General features: G+C 50.0%; 17 protein-coding genes. 6 read left to right on the plus strand and 11 right to left on the minus strand.

Annotation, left to right across the window (positions count from 1 at the left end):
* Nucleotides 1-46: 46 nt before the first annotated feature.
* A complete protein-coding gene (locus UNDKW_RS00850) occupies nucleotides 47-781 on the minus strand; it encodes a hypothetical protein (protein WP_162057199.1) in 735 nt (244 codons plus the stop codon).
* Between the two features lie 374 nt (nucleotides 782-1,155).
* Here UNDKW_RS00850 and UNDKW_RS00855 point away from each other — a divergent pair, with 374 nt between their 5' ends.
* Complete coding sequence (locus tag UNDKW_RS00855; protein WP_162057200.1) at nucleotides 1,156-2,205, plus strand: porin; 1,050 nt, start codon at nucleotides 1,156-1,158, stop codon at nucleotides 2,203-2,205.
* Between the two features lie 80 nt (nucleotides 2,206-2,285).
* On the opposite strand, the gene UNDKW_RS00860 is transcribed toward UNDKW_RS00855, so the two are convergent.
* The 3 genes from UNDKW_RS00860 to UNDKW_RS00870 form a co-directional block, all read right to left on the minus strand.
* Nucleotides 2,286-3,104 (minus strand): SDR family oxidoreductase, encoded by an 819-nt coding sequence (locus UNDKW_RS00860; RefSeq protein WP_162057201.1) that lies wholly within the window; start codon nucleotides 3,102-3,104, stop codon nucleotides 2,286-2,288.
* Complete coding sequence (locus UNDKW_RS00865; protein WP_162057202.1) at nucleotides 3,101-3,856, minus strand: class II aldolase/adducin family protein; 756 nt, start codon at nucleotides 3,854-3,856, stop codon at nucleotides 3,101-3,103. The genes UNDKW_RS00860 and UNDKW_RS00865 overlap by 4 nt, the downstream gene beginning before the upstream one ends.
* 87 nt (nucleotides 3,857-3,943) lie before the next feature.
* Nucleotides 3,944-4,534 carry an HD domain-containing protein gene (locus UNDKW_RS00870; protein WP_162057203.1) on the minus strand — a complete coding sequence of 197 codons (591 nt, stop codon included), beginning with the start codon at nucleotides 4,532-4,534 and terminating at the stop codon, nucleotides 3,944-3,946.
* Nucleotides 4,535-4,661: 127 nt separating this feature from the next.
* On the opposite strand from UNDKW_RS00870, the gene UNDKW_RS00875 reads away from it, so the two are divergent.
* The 3 genes from UNDKW_RS00875 (at nucleotide 4,662) to UNDKW_RS00885 (ending at nucleotide 7,114) form a co-directional block, all read left to right on the plus strand.
* On the plus strand, nucleotides 4,662-5,351 hold the full coding sequence (locus UNDKW_RS00875; protein ID WP_232063189.1) for a Crp/Fnr family transcriptional regulator: 690 nt from the start codon (nucleotides 4,662-4,664) through the stop codon (nucleotides 5,349-5,351).
* 80 nt (nucleotides 5,352-5,431) lie between these two features.
* A complete protein-coding gene (locus UNDKW_RS00880; protein WP_162057204.1) occupies nucleotides 5,432-6,256 on the plus strand; it encodes an ABC transporter substrate-binding protein in 825 nt (274 codons plus the stop codon).
* A 90-nt stretch (nucleotides 6,257-6,346) separates the two neighbouring features.
* Complete coding sequence (locus UNDKW_RS00885; protein WP_232063190.1) at nucleotides 6,347-7,114, plus strand: ABC transporter substrate-binding protein; 768 nt, start codon at nucleotides 6,347-6,349, stop codon at nucleotides 7,112-7,114.
* A gap of 40 nt (nucleotides 7,115-7,154) precedes the next feature.
* Here UNDKW_RS00885 and UNDKW_RS00890 read toward each other — a convergent pair whose 3' ends face one another.
* On the minus strand, nucleotides 7,155-7,625 hold the full coding sequence (locus tag UNDKW_RS00890) for an Lrp/AsnC family transcriptional regulator (protein ID WP_162057205.1): 471 nt from the start codon (nucleotides 7,623-7,625) through the stop codon (nucleotides 7,155-7,157).
* A 155-nt stretch (nucleotides 7,626-7,780) separates the two neighbouring features.
* On the opposite strand from UNDKW_RS00890, the gene glmS reads away from it, so the two are divergent.
* Nucleotides 7,781-9,598: a glutamine--fructose-6-phosphate transaminase (isomerizing) gene (glmS, locus tag UNDKW_RS00895; RefSeq protein ID WP_162057206.1), complete on the plus strand. Its 1,818-nt coding sequence runs from the start codon at nucleotides 7,781-7,783 to the stop codon at nucleotides 9,596-9,598.
* Between the two features lie 242 nt (nucleotides 9,599-9,840).
* On the opposite strand, the gene UNDKW_RS00900 is transcribed toward glmS, so the two are convergent.
* The 6 genes from UNDKW_RS00900 to UNDKW_RS00925 form a co-directional block, all read right to left on the minus strand.
* Nucleotides 9,841-10,599: a hypothetical protein gene (locus UNDKW_RS00900; protein WP_197893064.1), complete on the minus strand. Its 759-nt coding sequence runs from the start codon at nucleotides 10,597-10,599 to the stop codon at nucleotides 9,841-9,843.
* Nucleotides 10,600-10,685: 86 nt separating this feature from the next.
* A complete protein-coding gene (locus tag UNDKW_RS00905) occupies nucleotides 10,686-12,440 on the minus strand; it encodes an AAA family ATPase (RefSeq protein ID WP_162057208.1) in 1,755 nt (584 codons plus the stop codon).
* A gap of 1 nt (nucleotide 12,441) precedes the next feature.
* Nucleotides 12,442-14,412, minus strand: a complete 1,971-nt coding sequence (locus tag UNDKW_RS00910; protein ID WP_162057209.1) for a restriction endonuclease subunit S — start codon at nucleotides 14,410-14,412, stop codon at nucleotides 12,442-12,444.
* The gene (locus UNDKW_RS00915; protein WP_162057210.1) at nucleotides 14,412-16,190 is read right to left on the minus strand and encodes a type I restriction-modification system subunit M; all 1,779 of its coding nucleotides are present in this window, start codon (nucleotides 16,188-16,190) and stop codon (nucleotides 14,412-14,414) included. The genes UNDKW_RS00910 and UNDKW_RS00915 overlap by 1 nt, the downstream gene beginning before the upstream one ends.
* Nucleotides 16,191-16,582: 392 nt before the next feature.
* Entirely contained in the window at nucleotides 16,583-16,777 is a 195-nt protein-coding gene (locus tag UNDKW_RS00920; RefSeq protein ID WP_162057211.1) for a helix-turn-helix domain-containing protein, read from the minus strand.
* A 188-nt stretch (nucleotides 16,778-16,965) separates the two neighbouring features.
* On the minus strand, nucleotides 16,966-17,808 hold the full coding sequence (locus tag UNDKW_RS00925; RefSeq protein WP_162057212.1) for a hypothetical protein: 843 nt from the start codon (nucleotides 17,806-17,808) through the stop codon (nucleotides 16,966-16,968).
* 112 nt (nucleotides 17,809-17,920) lie between these two features.
* Here UNDKW_RS00925 and UNDKW_RS00930 point away from each other — a divergent pair, with 112 nt between their 5' ends.
* Complete coding sequence (locus UNDKW_RS00930; protein ID WP_162057213.1) at nucleotides 17,921-18,196, plus strand: hypothetical protein; 276 nt, start codon at nucleotides 17,921-17,923, stop codon at nucleotides 18,194-18,196.
* Nucleotides 18,197-18,388 lie beyond the last annotated feature (192 nt).

Below are 18,388 nucleotides of genomic sequence, written 5' to 3' on the forward strand. Positions count from 1 at the left end.
GTCAGTCATATCGGCTGGCCGCTACACAGTAATACACGTCAAAAAATCAGGACAATGTTTGCAATAACTGCGCAGCTTTCTGCGCTTGCGGCGCATTGTTTTTGACTATTTCGTTCAAGTATTTTTTTGCTTCATCTGCACGGTTTTTCTCTGCTGCCAGAGTCGCCGCACGCATCCACACCGCACCACGGAAATTCACATCAGTCTGGGCAAACTGCTGCGCATCGATAACATCTTTCAGCAATTGCTCACCCTTGTCGTGACGGTTCATTATTTTTGGAACGGCCAGATAAGTGCTGGCAGCGACGAAGCGCACTTCCAGTGCCACAGGCACGCTGCCATGCATGGCGGGGCTATTTTCCGCCAGTTGCAAAGCCTGTTCTACCATCGCTGTGCCATCTTCCAGTGCCATGGTTTTTTCGCCTTTGGCGAATTTGTCGAGTGAAGACTTGGCAGTTGCTGCACCGGCATAAGACATCAGCAAAGGATTGCCTGGTTCTTGTTTGAGCAAATTGCTGAAGGTATTTGCTGCTTGCTGGTTAGCTGTTCTGCTGGCATCTATTTCAGCCTGGGCCAGTGAATTGATGTAGTCCTGATTCAACCATGCAGTCACAGCATTGGCGACATATTGTTCCTGGCTGATGGCCGGTGTACTGACCAGTTGTTTGACGGCAGTTTTGAATTCAGTTTCCGAGAAAGCCATGGCATTGCTGGCAAGAGTGGCGATGCCAGCGGCAAGCAAAACGGTTTTGATGGTAGTTGTAGTAAAGAGGTTTTTCATGATGGACTCCAGTAAATTATTCAGTAAGTTAATAAGCTGTGTGCTTGTTTGTTTGAGTGTTGTTCGGTACGGCAATGTCAGATTAAGGGCTGGTCGCGCAAGTCACCACCGGTATGAGATCAGTGGCAGGAATCTGGTGTGAAGCCTGAAAAAACGGGCGTGAAATGAGTTCTGGAAAAACAGAAAATTTCTGTCTATGGTGTATGAGGGACTTGGCGTGCCCACAAGGATGCAATTTCACAACAGTATGATGCCGGTTTGATAAGTGAGCCTGGCATAGAAAGGCAACTGAAAGCTTGTACTCCTTAGCATGTGAACCGACCACATGACACGCATGTTGTCTGCAAAACAAAAATTTCTATAGGAGAACACCGATGAAGAAGTTACTCGGCGCGGCCACGCTGGCATGCATGGCAACTGCAGCGCATGCGCAAACCAGCGTCACTATCTATGGCCTTATTGATGCCAACATCACTTATAACAACAATGCTGACGCGAATAAAGGCAGCCAGTTCAAACTCAATAGCGGCGGCATGAACACCTCACGCTTTGGCTTGCGCGGCAGTGAAGACCTGGGTGGCGGTTTGAAAGCCATCATGCAACTCGAAGGTGGTGTCTTGCTCGATACCGGTGCGTCTGATGGTGACATCTTTGGCCGTCAGGCCAATGTTGGCCTGCAAGGTGATTTTGGCCGCATCGTCGCTGGCCGTTCATACAGCACCACCTATGATTTCATCCTGCCGTTCGACCCTATGGGTTATGCGCCGCAATATTCCTGGGCAACTTCCGCCGGTGCCACAGGCAACCGTAAAGACGGCATGCTGACTGGTGTATCCAATCTCTTGAAATACCAGTATGACGGCAAGGGTTACAAACTCGGTGCAACTTATGGCTTTGGTGAAGTGGCAGGCAATACCTCAGGCAATGCCAAATACATCGTTGCGGCCAGCGCGTTCGATGGCCCGTGGGCAGCTGTCATCACCTATGAGCAAAATAATAGTGCACCGATAGCCAACGGCACTTATGACCAGGCCAAGGTATTGCACCTGGGTGGGTCTTATGATTTTGGCCCTGCCAAAGTGTTTGCTGGCTACCGCAATTTCAAGAAAACCCTGGCAACAGGTGCTGCAGACCAACGCAGTGACACACTGTGGCTGGGTGCCAATTATGCAGTGGCACCTTCCTGGACTCTGACGGGCGTCTACTACTATCAGGACATCAAGAATGTCGCATCAGGTGCAGATGCTGATCCAGGCATGCTGGTGCTGCGCGCCAAGTATGCGATGTCTAAACGCACTGATATCTATATCGCCACAGGCTATGCCAAGGCCAGCAATAACAAGCTGACTGGCGTATCGCGTGATGATGCAGGTTTTGCATCGAACCAGACATCGGCGACAGTTGGTATCCAGCATCGCTTTTAATCGTATCGCGTGATGCTGTAAAAATCAAAAGCCCTGAGCTGCCAGATAGTTCAGGGCTTTTGTGTCTCGATATGACTGCTTCAATGTGGCCTGACTTCTTTCTTCAAAGCCGCCATCGCCATCTTCTCGACCAGACCAGGCGCGATCAGTTTCAGCCAGCGTCCCAGCTTGCCCTTGAAGCTCATGACGACGTCACGGTCACCACGTTCATAGCCACGTATGATCAGCGATGCACATTCTTCTATCGACATCGCATCATCTTCTTTCAAGCCACTCTTGCCTGCTGCTTCACCCGCCGCGTTATAACCGTGATAGCGTATCTGGGTAGCCACCACGCCAGGATATGCCACAGTCACCCTGACGCCAGCTTCTTTCAGTTCTGAACGCAAGCTCTCAAAAAAACCGCCCATGGCAAACTTGCTGGCACTGTACGCGGTGCGACCCGGTACACCGATCAGGCCTGCCAGGGAAGATACCGCAACGATAGTGCCGCGTGATTTTTTGAGATGGGGCAGGGCTGCATGGGTACACCAGACACTGCCCCAGAAATTGATGCGCATGAGCTCCTGGTACCAGCCCAGGTTATCCACTTCTTCCAGCAGGGCCTGGGCAGATTTACCCGCATTATTGATGAGCACATCGATACTACCAAACTGTTCCACTGCTGCTTCTATCAGATGGCGGCAATTGGCTTCCATGCCGACATCGGTTTTTACTACGTGTGACACAGCACCAAAAGCCTTGCATTCTGCAGCCACTTTCTTGAGTGCTTCTTCATTGCGCGCCGCCAGCACCAATGCCAGGCTGGGGCCATATTTTTTAGCCAGTTGACGCGCGATTTCTGCCCCTATTCCATCTGAACTGCCAGTAATGACAACGACCTTGTGCTTTGCCTTCATAGTTTGTAGCTTTCATCCGTTCGATCAAGTTTGCGTATCAGGGAGGGCCAGACAAAGGCACCACCCAAACCACCAGTCTGTACGCGCATGGCTTCTGCCACCCCTTTGACGATAAGCGGGTTCACATGTACCAGCTCACCCCCGGCCTGCGCTGCCAGCTGTATCTGGCAAGTTGCTTCAAAGGTATACATCGACAGGAAGGCATCGGCGATCGACTTGCCTGCTGTTAATAAGCCATGATTGCGCAACATCAGGAAGTTAGCCTGTCCCATGTCAGCTTGCAAGCGCGGCTTTTCATCTTCCCTGAATGCAACGCCCTCATAATCATGATAAGCCAGTGATGCCAGCACAAAAGTTGATTGCTGCGACAGCGGCAGCACGCCACATTTTTGTGCGCTGACCGCGACCCCTGCCCGTGTATGCGTATGCAAAACACATTGCACATCTTCACGCGCCGCATGTACGGCGCTATGGATGACAAAGCCAGCCGGGTTCACCGGAAACGGTGAATCAATCACCTTATTGCACTGCTGATCCACCTTCACCAGAGAGGACGCTGTGATTTCATCAAACATCAGGCCATAAGGGTTGATGAGGAAATGATGCTCAGGCCCAGGTATGCGTGCACTGATATGGGTGAACACCAGGTCGCTCCAGCCATACAGAGCGACAAGGCGATAACAGGCTGCCAGATCGACACGTAATTGCCATTCTGCTGCGCTGACCTGATCTTTGACTGAGGGGATATGCATATTGTCTCCAGTGTTGTTTTTTTGTGACTCGGGCTTACACAAAACCGCTCCCACTGCGTTGCGGCGATTTTGTGCAAGTCCTTGTGATTATTTGTCGTTGTTGCCGCTGATGGCCGCTTTGTAGATGGTATTGCGTGGCTGGCTGAACAGCTTGGTCAGCATGGGTTCAAATTCCACCAGCGGGAAAGTTTCTGCATGCGCATCGAAGGACGGGTTGTCGTACAAGGCGCAAAATTCTGCCGTGCGCTCGAAATGCGGGTGGCCACGGAATTGCTCGCGCATATCCCTGTCCATGCCTATGTGGTGGAAAAAGTAATTGCCCTGGAAGATCCCATGATGCTGCACCATCCACAAGTTTTCTTCGCTGACAAAAGGTTTCAGGATCGCTGCAGCAATATCGGGATGGTTAAAAGATCCCAAGGTATCGCCTATGTCGTGCAATAGCGCGCAACAGACATACTCATCATCACGACCATCCCGCAAGGCGCGCGTGGCGGTTTGCAATGAATGGGTAAAGCGGTCCACTGGGAAACCGCCATAGTCTCCCTCCAGCAAACGCAGATGTTGCATAACCCTGTCTGGCAAGCCCTGAACAAAATGCCGGAACTCGCCACTGATGATTTGCCAGTCTTCCTGGGTGCTGTCCTCCATACGGACAAATTGCGCGCGATGTTGCATTTGAATACTCCCTGAAGTAGACGTATACGTATAGACATAACAGCCATACCTTAAACGCAGTTTTTAACTCAAACTGTCAAATACTTTACAATTCAGCGCATCTATTCATGCAGGCAATTATTCTTTCATGGCATCACAAGCAAACCTGATGAGCATCTTGCTGGCCGACCCCTGGTTTGCCAGCCTGCCAGTGGCGGACCGCAAGACCATGTTAGCGTCTTGCGAACATTTGCGCTTGCGGCCCGGTGAAATGTTGTTTCGCCAGGGCGACCAGCCCAATGGCTTTTATGCCCTGCTCAGCGGTACGGTGAAGATGTCCACCCTAAGCGCTGAGGGGCGAGAGGCCATTCTCATCTTCCTCGATGCTGCCACCTGGTTTGGTGAAATCTCCCTGATCGATGGTGAGCCGCGTACCCATGACGCCACTGCACTCAGTGAGGTTGAGCTGCTGGTGCTGGAACCACCAGTTTTTAACATCCTGATGCAGCGCAATTCCTTTGCCACCGCAATCACCCGCATGCTGGCAAAGCGCATACGCCTGTTATATGGCATAGTTGAAGATGCTGGCCTGCGTTCAGTACGGGCCAGGGTGGCGCGTCGTTTGCTGTTGCTGGCTGAAGTAGCGAACCGGCAACAGGATGGTCATGCCCTGGTAACGGTTACCCAGGAGGCACTGGCCATGATGCTGGGTATGACGCGCCAGACCCTGTCCAAGGAATTGCAGTTTTTCAGGCAACATGATCTGATCAGGCTTGCCTATGGCAGCATAGAAATACTGTCAGAAAGCAGGCTAGCTGTATTATGTGACAAAGAGTGACTTTCTTGAGTGTAATCTTGCTTGCCGCAAAGCATTGTTATGCTCTATCGTGTACAGAATCGTGATCAAGGTGGGTCTTGATGAGTATGCTGACGAAGTGGCAAGTCTTGCGCGTAGTTCTGCTGTCCTTCCTGGGGCTTTCGCCTTTGCATGCCCGGGCTGCCTGTTCACGTGTGATCAATGCCCCCGTCACCGCACTTGGTTTCAGCGTCGTCGTCAACGGTGACAATATCAGCGGCATCTATCCCGAGATCTTCCGCAGTCTGTCTTCCAAAGAAACTTGCCAGTTCCTGTTTTCGGCAGTGCCGCGTGCCCGCCTTGAAGTATTGTTTGAGAACGGCCAGGCCGATATCCTGTTCCCAGCCATCCGCACAGCCAGGCGCGACGAGCTTGGTCATTTTGTTCCCCTGATTTACACACGGGCCACTCTGATATCCCTGCAATCCGCACGACCTGCCATACGTAGCCAGCAAGAATTGCTGGAACAAAAAAACCTCAAGGTTGTGGTCGTACGTGGCTTTGATTATGGCGAAGCTTATCAGGCTATCATTGCCGAGCTGCAAAAACAGGGCAGGCTCATCGTTGAGGCTGATACCGTATCTGCAGCCAGGGTATTGAAATCAGGCGTGGCTGATTTCTCCCTCATGGCACCGTATATTTTTGCCGGGGCAGTGCAGGGCGATACCAGGGTAGAAGACATCGCCGACAAACTCAGGTTTGACCCCCTGCCTGAACTGCCCTGGAGCGACAGCGGTATCTACCTGTCAAAGAAAAGCCTGAGCCAGGATGACCGCAATGCCCTGCAAGAAATGATGGAAAAGGCAGCCCGTTCAGGCATGGTCTGGAAAGGCTTTTCACGTTACTACAAACCCGAAGTGCTGAAAGAAGGCAATCGCCCGCGTTAGCGTTTTAGCCCAGGATCAGGATTATTGGAATCAAGAATATTCAGCGGACAGAGATTAATGGTTTTTCAGATAAACAGAACAATATTACGCATGAGCTTGTTTGCCGCCCTGGCGGTGTCCGCTGACCAGGGCTTTGCCGCCTGTACCCGTGTAATCACCGTACCTGTCGCCTCGACAGGGCGTAGCGTCATCATCAACGGTAAGCAAATTGAAGGCATATACCCCGACCTGTTGCGCAGCCTCATGGAAAAAGAGGCCTGCAAATTTTCCCTTAGCGCCGTACCCAGGGCCAGAATGGAACTGATGTTTGAAACCGGCAGGGCAGACCTGCTCATCCCCGCCAGCCGCACTCCCAAGCGCGATGAGCATGGCATCTTCATCCCAATGATCTATAACCGCGCCACCCTGATATCCTTAGACAGCAATCGCCCTGTCATCAGCTCGGCACAAGACCTGCTCGACAAAAAAGACTTGAAAGTTGCCCTGGTGCGTGGTTTTGATTATGGACCTGCTTACCAGGACCTGATCAAGGAGCTGAGCAGACAAAAACGCCTGTATCTTGATGCCGATCCACTGTCAGTCGCACGTTTGCTCAAAGCCGGGATTGCCGACATCACCATCATGGCTCCCTCCATACTTGCAGGTGCCATCATGGACGACGGACGCGTACAGGAGATGCTTGAAAAACTACGTTTCGAACCTATCCCCGAATTGCCATGGGGGATAGCGGTGCCTATATTTCCAAAAAATCTCTGGGTGCAGAAGATGCAGCGGCACTCAAGGACACACTGGAACAGGTCGCCAAGTCAGGCATGGTCTGGAAGGGTTTTCAACGTTATTACCCGGCGAATGTTTTGAAAGAAAGCATACGCCCACGCTGAACGGGCGTACTCAAAAACTATAACGCGATAGCTGTCTCAAACTTGCTGCGCAAGATAGAAAAAAAACTACGCACATTACGCACATTCGCATGTGTCGCAAACAGCCTGTGCGCCAGCGCATGATAGGCCGCCATGTCTGCCACCTGTATCACCAGCACAAAATCTGGCCCCTGCGACACGCGGTAACATTGCTGCACCGCCCCTTCCTGCGCCACCAGTTGCTCAAATTCCACCAGCTTCTCGGTTGCCTGATGATCGAGCGTGATTTCGACGATGGCAGTCAAGCCCGCCCCCAGCTTGCTGGCATCCAGCAACGCCACCTGGCGGCTGATGATGCCTTCATCCGTCAGCCGCTTGACGCGGCGCAGGCAGGTCGGTGCAGACGCATGCACCCGCAAGGCCAGCTCATGATTGGTCAGCGAGGCATCTTTTTGCAATTGCTGCAAAATACGTTTATCCAGTTCATCTAACTGATTAACAGTCAACATATGATTGATAATTCCAAATTTTCTTATATATTGAAATAATAGTTCAATTAGAAAATTGATGTTCTATAAATTTCAATAATATGTAAATTTTGAAAGAAAATATCAAGCCATCTGCTTTAGCATGAACACATATTCATTCTTTATCAGAGGTCACCATGTGCGGTATCGTCGGCGCAGTTGCTCAACGCAATATCACCCCCGTCTTGCTCGAAGGCTTAAAACGGCTTGAATACCGTGGCTATGACTCATGCGGCGTCGCACTGCATGTAGATGGTCACCTCCAGCGCTCACGCAGCACCTCCCGCGTGGCAGACCTGCAGGCACAGATAGACCAGTCCGGCCTCGCTGGTTTTACCGGCATCGCCCACACCCGCTGGGCCACCCACGGCGCACCGTCTTCATCCAATGCCCACCCGCATTTCTCGCGCGAGCGCATCGCCCTCGTGCACAATGGCATCATAGAAAACCATGAAGAACTGCGCGCAGAACTGACACAGGCTGGTTATGTGTTCGAGAGCCAGACCGACACCGAAGTCATCGCCCACTTGATAGACCACCTCTACAGCGGTGATTTGTTCGAGACCGTGCAAATCGCCATCAAGCGTCTGACAGGCGCATTTGCGATTGCCGTATTTTGCCGCGACGAACCACACCGCGTGGTTGGTGCACGCCAGGGTTCCCCATTGATCGTCGGCGTAGGCCAGGGCGAAAACTTCCTCGCATCAGACGCCATGGCAATCGCAGGCACCACAGACCAGATCATCTATCTCGAAGAAGGCGACGTGGTCGATCTGCAACTGCAAAAAGTATGGATAGTCGATAGCGAAGGCAAATCGGTGCAGCGCGAAGTGAAAACCGTACACGCCCACAGCGGCGCAGCAGAACTCGGCCCATACCGCCACTACATGCAAAAAGAAATCTTCGAGCAACCGCGTGCGATTGCCGATACGCTGGAAGGCGTCATCAGCATCATGCCCGAACTGTTTGGCGACGGTGCCTACAAAGTCTTCAAGCAGATAGACTCGGTATTGATACTCGCCTGCGGCACCAGCTATTACGCAGGCCTGACGGCCAAATACTGGATAGAAGCAATCGCCAAAATCCCCGTCAATGTAGAAATCGCCAGCGAATACCGCTACCGCGAAAGCGTGCCCAACCCCAATTCACTCGTCGTCACCATCTCGCAAAGTGGCGAGACAGCAGACACCCTGGCCGCACTAAAACATGCGCGCAGCCTGGGCATGCTGCACACTCTGACAGTCTGCAATGTCGCCACCAGCGCCATGGTGCGTGAATGCGCCTTGTCCTATATCACCCATGCCGGTGTCGAAGTGGGCGTCGCCTCCACCAAGGCTTTCACCACACAACTGGCAGCACTCTTCCTGCTGGCACTGTCCCTCGCCCAAAGCAAAGGCCGCCTTAGCGAAACTGACGAAGCAGAACACATACGCGCCCTGCGCCACCTGCCCGTCGCCATCAGCGCCGTGCTGGCACTCGAACCACAAATCATTTCCTGGGCAGAAGAATTCGCCCGCAAGGAAAACGCCCTCTTCCTCGGTCGCGGCCTGCATTACCCCATCGCCCTCGAAGGCGCATTAAAACTCAAAGAGATTTCCTACATCCACGCCGAAGCATATCCCGCAGGTGAACTCAAACACGGCCCCCTGGCCCTGGTCACCAAGGAAATGCCCGTCGTCACCGTCGCCCCCAACGACACCCTGATAGAAAAACTCAAGTCCAACATGCAAGAAGTCCGCGCCCGCGGCGGCGAACTCTACGTCTTCGCCGACGCCGACTCCCGCATCACCTCCAGCGAAGGCGTGCACGTCATCCGTCTGCCAGAACACTACGGCCAGCTGTCACCAATACTACACGTAGTGCCACTGCAATTGCTGGCCTATCACACCGCACTTGCGCGGGGGACGGACGTTGACAAGCCACGCAACCTTGCAAAAAGCGTGACTGTTGAATAAGGCAGGGCATTGAGTTATGACTAGAGCAAATAAAGTTGGTCGGGCCCGAATAAAGTTGGTCGGGTCGACCGTGCAAATTGTACATATTGATGGAATAAGCTCTTTGCTCGCTGAAGTATTGATTTCTCTGGATTATATTTTCCAGTTTCGTAATTAAATTTTACGTTACTCGGTTTTGTACTCTATAGGAATTAGTAGCTAACTCGAAATTTGAGGTTTGCATTTACAATCCAATGGCTTATTCATCCGAATAGCTTTGAAAGTTGCGGATCATTTAGGCGAACGCACCATTTGGCTACGGAAGATAGTTCAGCGCTTGGTTTTGTGAGTTCAGCAATCTCACGGGCTTCATTCTTGACGCGTTCTCGTGCAGCTGCAGAGTGTCTAGTCTGATCCAAAGCACGTCTATAGTTGTTGATATGTGTCATCATGCGTTGCCAAACTTTGCGTCGCTCTTCTGCTAAAGCCTGATGATCAGTAAGTTTTAAGCGATTAACAGTTCGACAGACACGAACAAAATCCCAGCGCGAGATACCAGGTGCTGGTACGGCCTTACCTTCTTCATCGAAAGCCAGCAGGGCTACATCATGGGCGTTAGTTGGATCAAGGAAATGCGGAATCTCATCGCCCTCACATTGCCGCGCGAACTTCGAGTATGGCGAACCGTACTGCAAAGGAAACCATGCCCCTTTTTTTCGGTTGGGCGCTGTACCTGCAATACGGAAATTCATATAGTCGAAGGCCAACCACCAGTAACCATCTCGTTCTGGACCTTTGATGTTGCGCGCAACTTTTTTAGGTCGAAAATGTTCCACGTCTAAATGGGAAGCGATATCCCGAGCCTCAGTAAACCAACATTTACCTTCAGAAAGCGCTAATAACCAAGGTTTGAGCTTACTCCAGTGAGCGCTGTGATCATCGATCATTTGATTGCGCTCTTTGATTTTACCTGACGCATCCAGCTTAGTCAGCTCTTTTACTAGCCTATCGGATTCGACCAACCATGCGCTCCAGTCGGCTTGCGTCCAACGTATGTTTGAGGGTAACTCTGCATCCGTCGGAAGCTTGTGGTCCAAGTCAATAAATATCATTTACCAGCACTCTCTCGCAAGATTTCGTCAATGATTGAATCGGCAATGGCATCTTGTTCCACTTGCTCTTGCCGAGTCAGTGTAGGTTTTCGGAAGCGCCGATGCTGTGCCATCTTACGCACAAAAAGAGCGTAGTCTGGGTCGCGAAAATCGGCATTCGAGAATCCTAGGTCGGCCAACTCGGCTGACAATCTACTGAGCTCAGCGTCATCTTCCAGTGTACGAGGAATCTTCACGAATAGTTCATTGCGCCTAAACAATCGGCGCTCAGTTTCGATATCCAGCGTCGATGAGAGCCCGAACAGCTCGCTTTTGAGTAAACCAGTCACCCCCATGCCTTGCGGGTGTTCATCTGGCATGTCCACCACCGTCCGCTGACCATCACGGCGTAGTATGTGCACCTGTTCGCGCTTTAGACTTCCCACCATCATCGGGTCGTGTGTGGTGATGAGAATTTGTGACTCGCCTTGTGCTAGTGTGGCACCATCCGATGCTAACACACCCTCAATATCATCGAAGTAGCGTAATTTCCAGATCGGGTTGAGATGCGTGTCCGGTTCGTCAAGTAAAAACAGGCAATGGTCTTCACGGGTGATGCGCATCAGACCCAACACAGTGAGCATTTGTAACTCACCTTCGGAAAGCTGAGTAAAACTCACTTTGCCTCCATGCTCGTCTCGTTTTTTGACGGTGATGCGCACTTCGTCGATCAGGTCGCCAATGTAGGCACCCTCGGCGTAACGGAAAAAACTGTCTGTGCCGCCGACTAGGTCGCCCAATTGTTTAAGCTTGTCCTGGCTCGGCACAAATAAGTATAGCTGCTTTTGTTTTTCGCTACGGCCACGGAAATCGATTTGCTTAGTGGCTTCTTGTTCAATTGGTGCCCAGGCCACTTGCCAAAGTTTGTCCAAGAATTCACTCACCACATTGCCACGCGCATACCAAAAGCGTGGATTACCCTCATTGAGGTCGTTCTCGTCGAATTTGCCGTTTTTTCGTTTTTCACGCAAACGATGCGGCTCTTTCAACACGAACAGAGCGGATTCTAGTGACTCGATATGCAGGTTTTTCAGTACCTTCTGAAATACTGGGTCATCTGATAATAAACACGCGAGCAGTACCAATTGGCTGTGTCCTCCACGGCAGTAGAACAAACGGCGAAGAGTGTCATCTCCAAATCGTTTGGAGCGGTTTTCGATGTCCGCGTGTAGCTTGGCTGCAGCATCTGCGTCAAACTCAGAATTGCGATACAGACTTGCCAATGCATTCCCACTCAGTTTTTCTGAGGCAGTAAATTCTTGCTGGCGGTTGAAGCGGCGCTGGTGCTCCTCAAACAGCGCTTCCATACGCTCGTTACGACCCGAGTAATAGGCAAAAATATGCGAAGGTAGTAGTTCGCGGTTTTTCAGTAAGTAACCCTGTGTCTCCGCCTTGCCATCCACCCATACATACGGGCGCTTTTGTCTGGTGGTATCGGCTACCAAGCGTACCTCATGGCCGCGAATGCTGTAAGTCAGTGCGAAATCGAAAGCCGCTTCGCGATCGAGATCAACATCACGAAAAATGGTAATCAGCGCCTCGATCAAATTCGACTTGCCAGTGCCATTTTGACCAATCAGGGCGTGACTTCGAATAGGTCTACGCAGAACATCTGTTGCGCTTTCTTTAGATACAGGTAAATACGACTCGAATGTGATGTCGAGTTCGTGCAGATTTCTGAAAGCATGGATGCGAACATGTTGCAACTGCATATCAGACGCTCACTGGGTTGGGTTGCTTTTCGCGCATTTCAGCCACTGCGGGCTCCAAAATCCAGCCTTGTTCCACCTCTGTTTTCAACTGCGCGTAAAACGCGTCGATTTCGCCGCCAAAGCGTTGCCATAGATCTTTGGCTGGCATTCCGCTGTTGTGTCGAACCAAAATGGTAGCTAGCGGGGCTTGGGCTTTGATATCCGGCGCTTTGCCCAAGTGTAGTGCGGCAATCAATTCGGTTTGCGGAGCTTTCATGGATTCCTCTTTTTGTTCGATGGCGATACCAGTGATGTTTGCAACCGAGGTATCGGCAAGCAATTTTCCAACCTCTTGCGCCTTTTTATGCGTATTCATTAGTACATCACAGAGTGCATTGATCTCTTTAATTCTTAAAAGGATACGTTTGATTTCGGCTTTTGGTGGCAAGGGGACTAGCACTGATTGGAGAATTTCGAGATTTATATTTTTTTGAGCTGTTGAAGGCGCAAACGCCAGTAGTCGCTCTCTCGCTGTCTTCATAAAAAGCAGAAAATACTCTACCTCGTCACGTATTTCGGACGCTGGTACAAATCCGACAATGCTATCTGGGAAGCACGCATCAAATCCAAGAATTGCCGCATCCGCTATGTTCGCTGCAATGGTTATACAAAGTGTACCCTTTGGCCAAAGTTTGCTTTGAGCCAACCCGATGTCACTGTATTTGGAATGATATTCGTTTATTACGTCATTCGCGCGTGCCACTTCACCAGTTTGCACGAGCGGATAGATGCCAGGGGTGAAAAGTTTTGGATCATTCCGAGGTCTGTGTTTTGACTTACCTCTTCCAAACAATCCAACCTCGGGGAATCGAGCCCAAGCCCAGCCACGTGGCAACTCAAATGGTACCTCGGTAAGATCAATCTCAGGAATCGGCTTTGGACGTTTCATTTCGCCTTTCAAAACCATTTCTTTATGTTCAAGTGCGATACGGTAGAGTAAATTACTTGCAGGTTCGTCATCGTCGCACTGTTCTGTTAAAAGACCTCGTACGGCCAAGTCCATCGTAAATTGACGGAGATCAATTACATCCTCCGGCGTATGAAACAGTCGCGTGAAGTTATCGGACAGGCGCGCCCAGCTGTTTTGTAGGTCAGGTGGATTGACGGCTCTGGCGATGGCTTGAAGTGTCGATTGACGAAGGTTGTTCTGCAGCTTGCGGCGTGCTTGCTGTTGAGCTTCCAACTTGTCGCATAAATTCATTATTTCATCGACCTTTGCGACAATTCGGGCTTGTTCCTTGGTAGGGGGAAGTCCAACAAATGTCGCAACGATTTTCTCTTTGGAGATATTAGGTTGAGCACCGCCAACACCTAATCCGATGAAATGCCTTTTCATTGCACGTAGCGTGATCAACAAGAAGCGATTGTTTAATCCTTCATACGGCGTGCATGCACACACTGCCTGGTTCGTTGTACTTTCGATGCCAGTAATCGAAGTTTGTCCAATATTTGCACCATACATTGCGATCAGAACATCGCCTGGTACATTCAAACGAAGTGAGCATTCTTTTATTGCAAGATCGGAGACAAATTCTTCAGACTTTGTAATGTAGTCTGACTTCAGCTCGCCAGATTTGAACCAGGGGATACGTCCGCCGTAATATAGCGAGTTGCTGCGTAATGGCGTTGAACCAGCTCCCCAGTCACCCAACTCTCCAAGTTCTGCCCAGACCCAGCCTATTGAAAGGGAATCTTCTTTCAATGGTCGGCGTCCGTTGATCTTTTTAGCTAACCAACCTCGTTTCTTTAAATTTCTGTTGGCAGCAGTCTGGCGCATACGCTCAAGCAAAATTTCTGCATGTTCATCTACAGCGGTTTGTTGAACAAGTTTGCCGGTCACTGCGAAGTACAAAACTAAGTCACGCAACTGTGCCATGCCTCCTGGTGCATTGGCAATATGCCCAAACTCCGCCAAAAACTGCTGCGCGTCCATCAAACGTTCTCACTTATGAAGTGATGCGCCAGTGCGGCAGCCAGTTCGCTTTTTAGTTGGTTTTCGGTTTCTTCTATTTCACCTAGAAGCTTTTTGTATTTCTCCAGCAGAAGGTCGGGGTCATGAATTTCTTCTTCCAGCACATTGGGGTTGTTGATGTCAAGATTATAGATCGCCCAGTAAATGCGATCGCCCGCTGCCTTGGCGTCACGCGCTTGCAGACGTAGAGAGCTAGCTTTGGTGCGTTGTTCGGCAATCTGAATGTCGATTTTCTCACGATGTTTGATGTCATTAGTGCCGGCTGTACTCTTGCGCAATTTCGTTACTTCGCTCTCCAATTCAGCGGCCTGGTCATTCAATTCCTTGGCTCGATGCCAGTGTGGGTGCGCTGAAGTATCGGCCTGCTTACGCTTGGCTTTGAAATCCACTTTCCAGGCAAATTCGTTTTCTACGCGGTCGGCAAAGTCGTTGGCTTCATCTCCCCACCATTCTTTCTCGGGCTTGAATTCTTCCAAGCGGATAGGTTTACTTTTGGAATAGCTCTTGTATCCCTTTGGATAAGCATGTTCGTAAAACCAAATCGTGTCGGTGTGAAAGTGCTCGCTGTCGTCTTCCAGCGTTGCACCCTTTGTGAAAAACAGCAGGTTGGTTTTAATAGTGGTGTAGGGCGCGAATACCCCTTTGGGTAAGCGGATGATGGTATGCAGCTTGCACTGTTGCATTAAGCGCTTTTTGATTTCTGCCTTGATGCCGTCACCAAAGAGAAATCCGTCTGGCAAGACAACTGCAGCACGTCCATCTTCCTCAAGTAACTTTACAATAAGCTGCATGAAGAGATCGGCAGTTTCCTTTGTTGGGTGGTGATAGCCAGCCCCCACACTGTCGTCTTCATAGCCGCCAAACGGTGGGTTGGTGACGATGCAGTGAACTCGCTGGTCGGCACGCCAATCGTTCCATCCCACGCTCAAGGTGTTGCTGCGCTTGATCTGACTGGGCACATCTATGCCGTGCAGCAGCAAGTTAGTGGTGCACAGCAGGTGCGGCAATTGTTTTTTTTCGATGCCGCCAATCAGGGTTTCGATAGCTCGTTTGTCTTCGGCGCTGGATTTTTTGCTCAACTGGTTACGGAAATGGTCGATCACTGCGGTCAAAAAGCCGCCAGTGCCGCAGGCAGGATCGAGCACGGTTTCGCGTTTGTCTAGACGCGGATTAACTCGATCCACCATAAACTGAGTAATCGCGCGTGGGGTGTAGAACTCACCCGCATTTCCGGCGCCGCGCAGGTCGTTGAGTAATTGTTCGTACACATCGCCCAACTGGGCACGCTCTTTAAAATCATCGAAGTGAATTGCTTCTTCAAGTTTTTCTATCACGGCCAGCAGTTGGGTGCCGGATTTCATGTAGTTATTGGCGTCTTCAAAAACGCTGCGAATCACAGCATGCTGCAAACTCTCGTTTGCATTAAGGTCTTTAAGCTGGGGAAACAGCTTATTGTTGACGAAATCTATGATGGCGTTAGGTCTTATTTGCGGGTGCTTTTTTCCGTCTTTGCTCGGCACGTAGGCTGCCCAGTTCCTCCAACGAAAGTCTTCGGGTAAAGGAGACATGTATTTCTTACCGTTGTCCTTGACGTCATCTTCCCACTCCCGTTCGCGTTGATCGAAAACTTTAAGGAATAGCATCCAGGTGAGCTGACCCAAGCGCTGGGCATCGCCGTCGACACCGTCATCCTTGCGCATGATGTCTTGTATGGACTTGATAGTGCTGCTGAGATTCATCGTTTCATTCGCTTATCTTTTGGCTTAACATATCATCAATCTTGTTTCAGTTATGGGCTACAACTGGGCACTTGTGCGAGTTTGAAATCGCACCCCACCGGTTGTGTCAGGCCAGTGCGGTCGTTAATTAAGAGGCCATGGCAACTGCTCTTGATAATAAACGAGGTATCCGGCACTTCGGCATCGTCCAAAGCGTCCTGAGTACCATTTCCAACTGAAAATTTGGCTTGTTTAGTCTCGAAACAATGACATTTGGTATATTAAGACTTGCATAGAACACAGAAGCTACATAATTTGGCCAACTCTTGGCGTCCTGAATGGCCGGTGTGAAGGGATTAATGCAGTTGTCGTCCTCGTTGCGCTCGTATTTGTTCATAGATGAGTTACTCACACTAAGCAAGGTCCTGTTTGTCTTCTGCACCGCCTGCTCGCACCCAGTCGTCCACTTCTGATAGCTTGAATTTCCATAATCTACCGATACGGTTCGCAGGTAGACCCTTATGCTCGCGCCAGCGATAGACGGTTTCCTTAACTACTCCCAGATGTTGGGCAACTTGTTCGGCAGTAACCCACGGTTCAGTGTTCATAGCATTCTTAAGGCGTTGGCGTTCAAAGTAGTCCAAAATCGTTGAAAGTCTAACAGAATTGAAGTTTGCTAGCCATAAAGAGTGGCCTATTAGCTATCAACTCCTGAATGGGGAATCCGTCAGAATGCTTTTAAGCAATAATTCGTAGTTTTCTAATAAATAATCAGCGTTTTCCAAATATTTTCGCATTACGGCTCGATTAGTCGAATTATTTCCGAAATTACTCCATCATAGGAGAGTTCTCGGCCAAGGACTTCTTGTTTTTGTAATACAGTTTTTGCCAAAGATTGAATAGTGTACAAATAGTGGCTGGAACTAAAATTTCCACAAAACCCCATACCCGTCATTGGTAAAAATGTTTGCTCGAAGTACTCCCCCAAGACCTGTGCAATACCATGTAGATAGAACCAAAAGCCCATGACTATTAGACAATCAGTTGCGTACAGATAAAAGCCAAAGGCTAGTCTATTTTGTAAGTCAGATTTATTGGCAAGACGAATGCAAATGGTTAATACGGCCAGGCCTTCCAGGCTTCCATGAGCCACTAAAGCTTTACATCGTTTCTTTATCCAGCGGGGATCTTGGATCGTTTGCGGAAAATGTAACATCCGCAGCAAAAGTTCGTCCCCTAGCTTTGTAGTGGTTCCAAGTAGTGTCCTGGCGGTCTCAGCTTCTGATTTATCTAATCGAAGGGCATTCCATAAAGGGCATTTAAAAATTGCCTCCGTACCAGGAACTCTTTCTTCAGCCAAATGCACCACGTTTGCTATGGGCTTGTGGTGACCATTTTTATAGTCGTTCCATCGCCGCAGAATGCCAACGACATCTCTGCCACCATCAGGTTCATCAATGACTGGTTCAATTAATTGTTGTACAGCACTAATAGATTCAACGTCCAGGCTCATTTTTAACGAATGGAACCAGAAAATTGTCGCCAACCTAGTCGGAATTTTGTACTTAGGAACCTTATCAAATTTCGCGTCAGTGGATGCGAAAATTTCAGACTTGACGTTTTTTGTCTTATAAATCATAGGTTTATCTTAGATTTTTTCGAAAATTAGACAAAAATAGGCTAAAAAACGTCTCATAGTCAAGACTCAAACCATGCCATACCATTGTGAAGATAACCGTACAGGACTTGACATGGCTAACCAAGAGATTGAATCGCAGAGAGCGCCGTGTGTTGCGGATGAGCTTTTACAAACTCTGTCCAACAGATATGGCTCAGTTTTGAGTTCGAAGGCATTGATCAAGGAGCTTGGTTACCCATCTGCTGCATCTTTTCATCAGGCGCTGGCACGTGGCACCGTTCCTGTGCCGATATTTAAGATCGAACATCGCCGAGGGAGCTTTGCTCTTTCCCTAGATGTTGCCACATGGCTGAGCCGTCAACGGGCACAGGCAATTACTTCAGAATAAATAAGAGTTATCCGGTCTGTGAGTACCAGGATCGGTGTTGATATTCCACAAGCGAAGGAGATGATCATGTAAACGCCACGCAAACAAAAAAGCCACCGGTTCCCGCCAGTGGCTGCTTTTGTACTGAGGGAAGCCCTCAAATTTTTGCTTTCACTATTAATGTACTCGTCCATCGATTACGAGTCAAGGGCT

The sequence above is a fragment of the Undibacterium sp. KW1 genome, from assembly GCF_009937955.1.
Taxonomy (GTDB): domain Bacteria; phylum Pseudomonadota; class Gammaproteobacteria; order Burkholderiales; family Burkholderiaceae_D; genus Undibacterium.

What these genes read in the sequence shown, in the direction of transcription:
- UNDKW_RS00850 (WP_162057199.1), bottom strand. Translation starts at nt 781, where the DNA reads ATGAAAAACCTCTTTACTACAACTACCATCAAAACCGTTTTGCTTGCC.
- UNDKW_RS00855 (WP_162057200.1), top strand. Translation starts at nt 1,156, where the DNA reads ATGAAGAAGTTACTCGGCGCGGCCACGCTGGCATGCATGGCAACTGCA.
- UNDKW_RS00860 (WP_162057201.1), bottom strand. Translation starts at nt 3,104, where the DNA reads ATGAAGGCAAAGCACAAGGTCGTTGTCATTACTGGCAGTTCAGATGGA.
- UNDKW_RS00865 (WP_162057202.1), bottom strand. Translation starts at nt 3,856, where the DNA reads ATGCATATCCCCTCAGTCAAAGATCAGGTCAGCGCAGCAGAATGGCAA.
- UNDKW_RS00870 (WP_162057203.1), bottom strand. Translation starts at nt 4,534, where the DNA reads ATGCAACATCGCGCGCAATTTGTCCGTATGGAGGACAGCACCCAGGAA.
- UNDKW_RS00875 (WP_232063189.1), top strand. Translation starts at nt 4,662, where the DNA reads ATGGCATCACAAGCAAACCTGATGAGCATCTTGCTGGCCGACCCCTGG.
- UNDKW_RS00880 (WP_162057204.1), top strand. Translation starts at nt 5,432, where the DNA reads ATGAGTATGCTGACGAAGTGGCAAGTCTTGCGCGTAGTTCTGCTGTCC.
- UNDKW_RS00885 (WP_232063190.1), top strand. Translation starts at nt 6,347, where the DNA reads ATGAGCTTGTTTGCCGCCCTGGCGGTGTCCGCTGACCAGGGCTTTGCC.
- UNDKW_RS00890 (WP_162057205.1), bottom strand. Translation starts at nt 7,625, where the DNA reads ATGTTGACTGTTAATCAGTTAGATGAACTGGATAAACGTATTTTGCAG.
- glmS (WP_162057206.1), top strand. Translation starts at nt 7,781, where the DNA reads ATGTGCGGTATCGTCGGCGCAGTTGCTCAACGCAATATCACCCCCGTC.
- UNDKW_RS00905 (WP_162057208.1), bottom strand. Translation starts at nt 12,440, where the DNA reads ATGCAGTTGCAACATGTTCGCATCCATGCTTTCAGAAATCTGCACGAA.
- UNDKW_RS00910 (WP_162057209.1), bottom strand. Translation starts at nt 14,412, where the DNA reads ATGGACGCGCAGCAGTTTTTGGCGGAGTTTGGGCATATTGCCAATGCA.
- UNDKW_RS00915 (WP_162057210.1), bottom strand. Translation starts at nt 16,190, where the DNA reads ATGAATCTCAGCAGCACTATCAAGTCCATACAAGACATCATGCGCAAG.
- UNDKW_RS00920 (WP_162057211.1), bottom strand. Translation starts at nt 16,777, where the DNA reads ATGAACACTGAACCGTGGGTTACTGCCGAACAAGTTGCCCAACATCTG.
- UNDKW_RS00925 (WP_162057212.1), bottom strand. Translation starts at nt 17,808, where the DNA reads ATGATTTATAAGACAAAAAACGTCAAGTCTGAAATTTTCGCATCCACT.
- UNDKW_RS00930 (WP_162057213.1), top strand. Translation starts at nt 17,921, where the DNA reads ATGGCTAACCAAGAGATTGAATCGCAGAGAGCGCCGTGTGTTGCGGAT.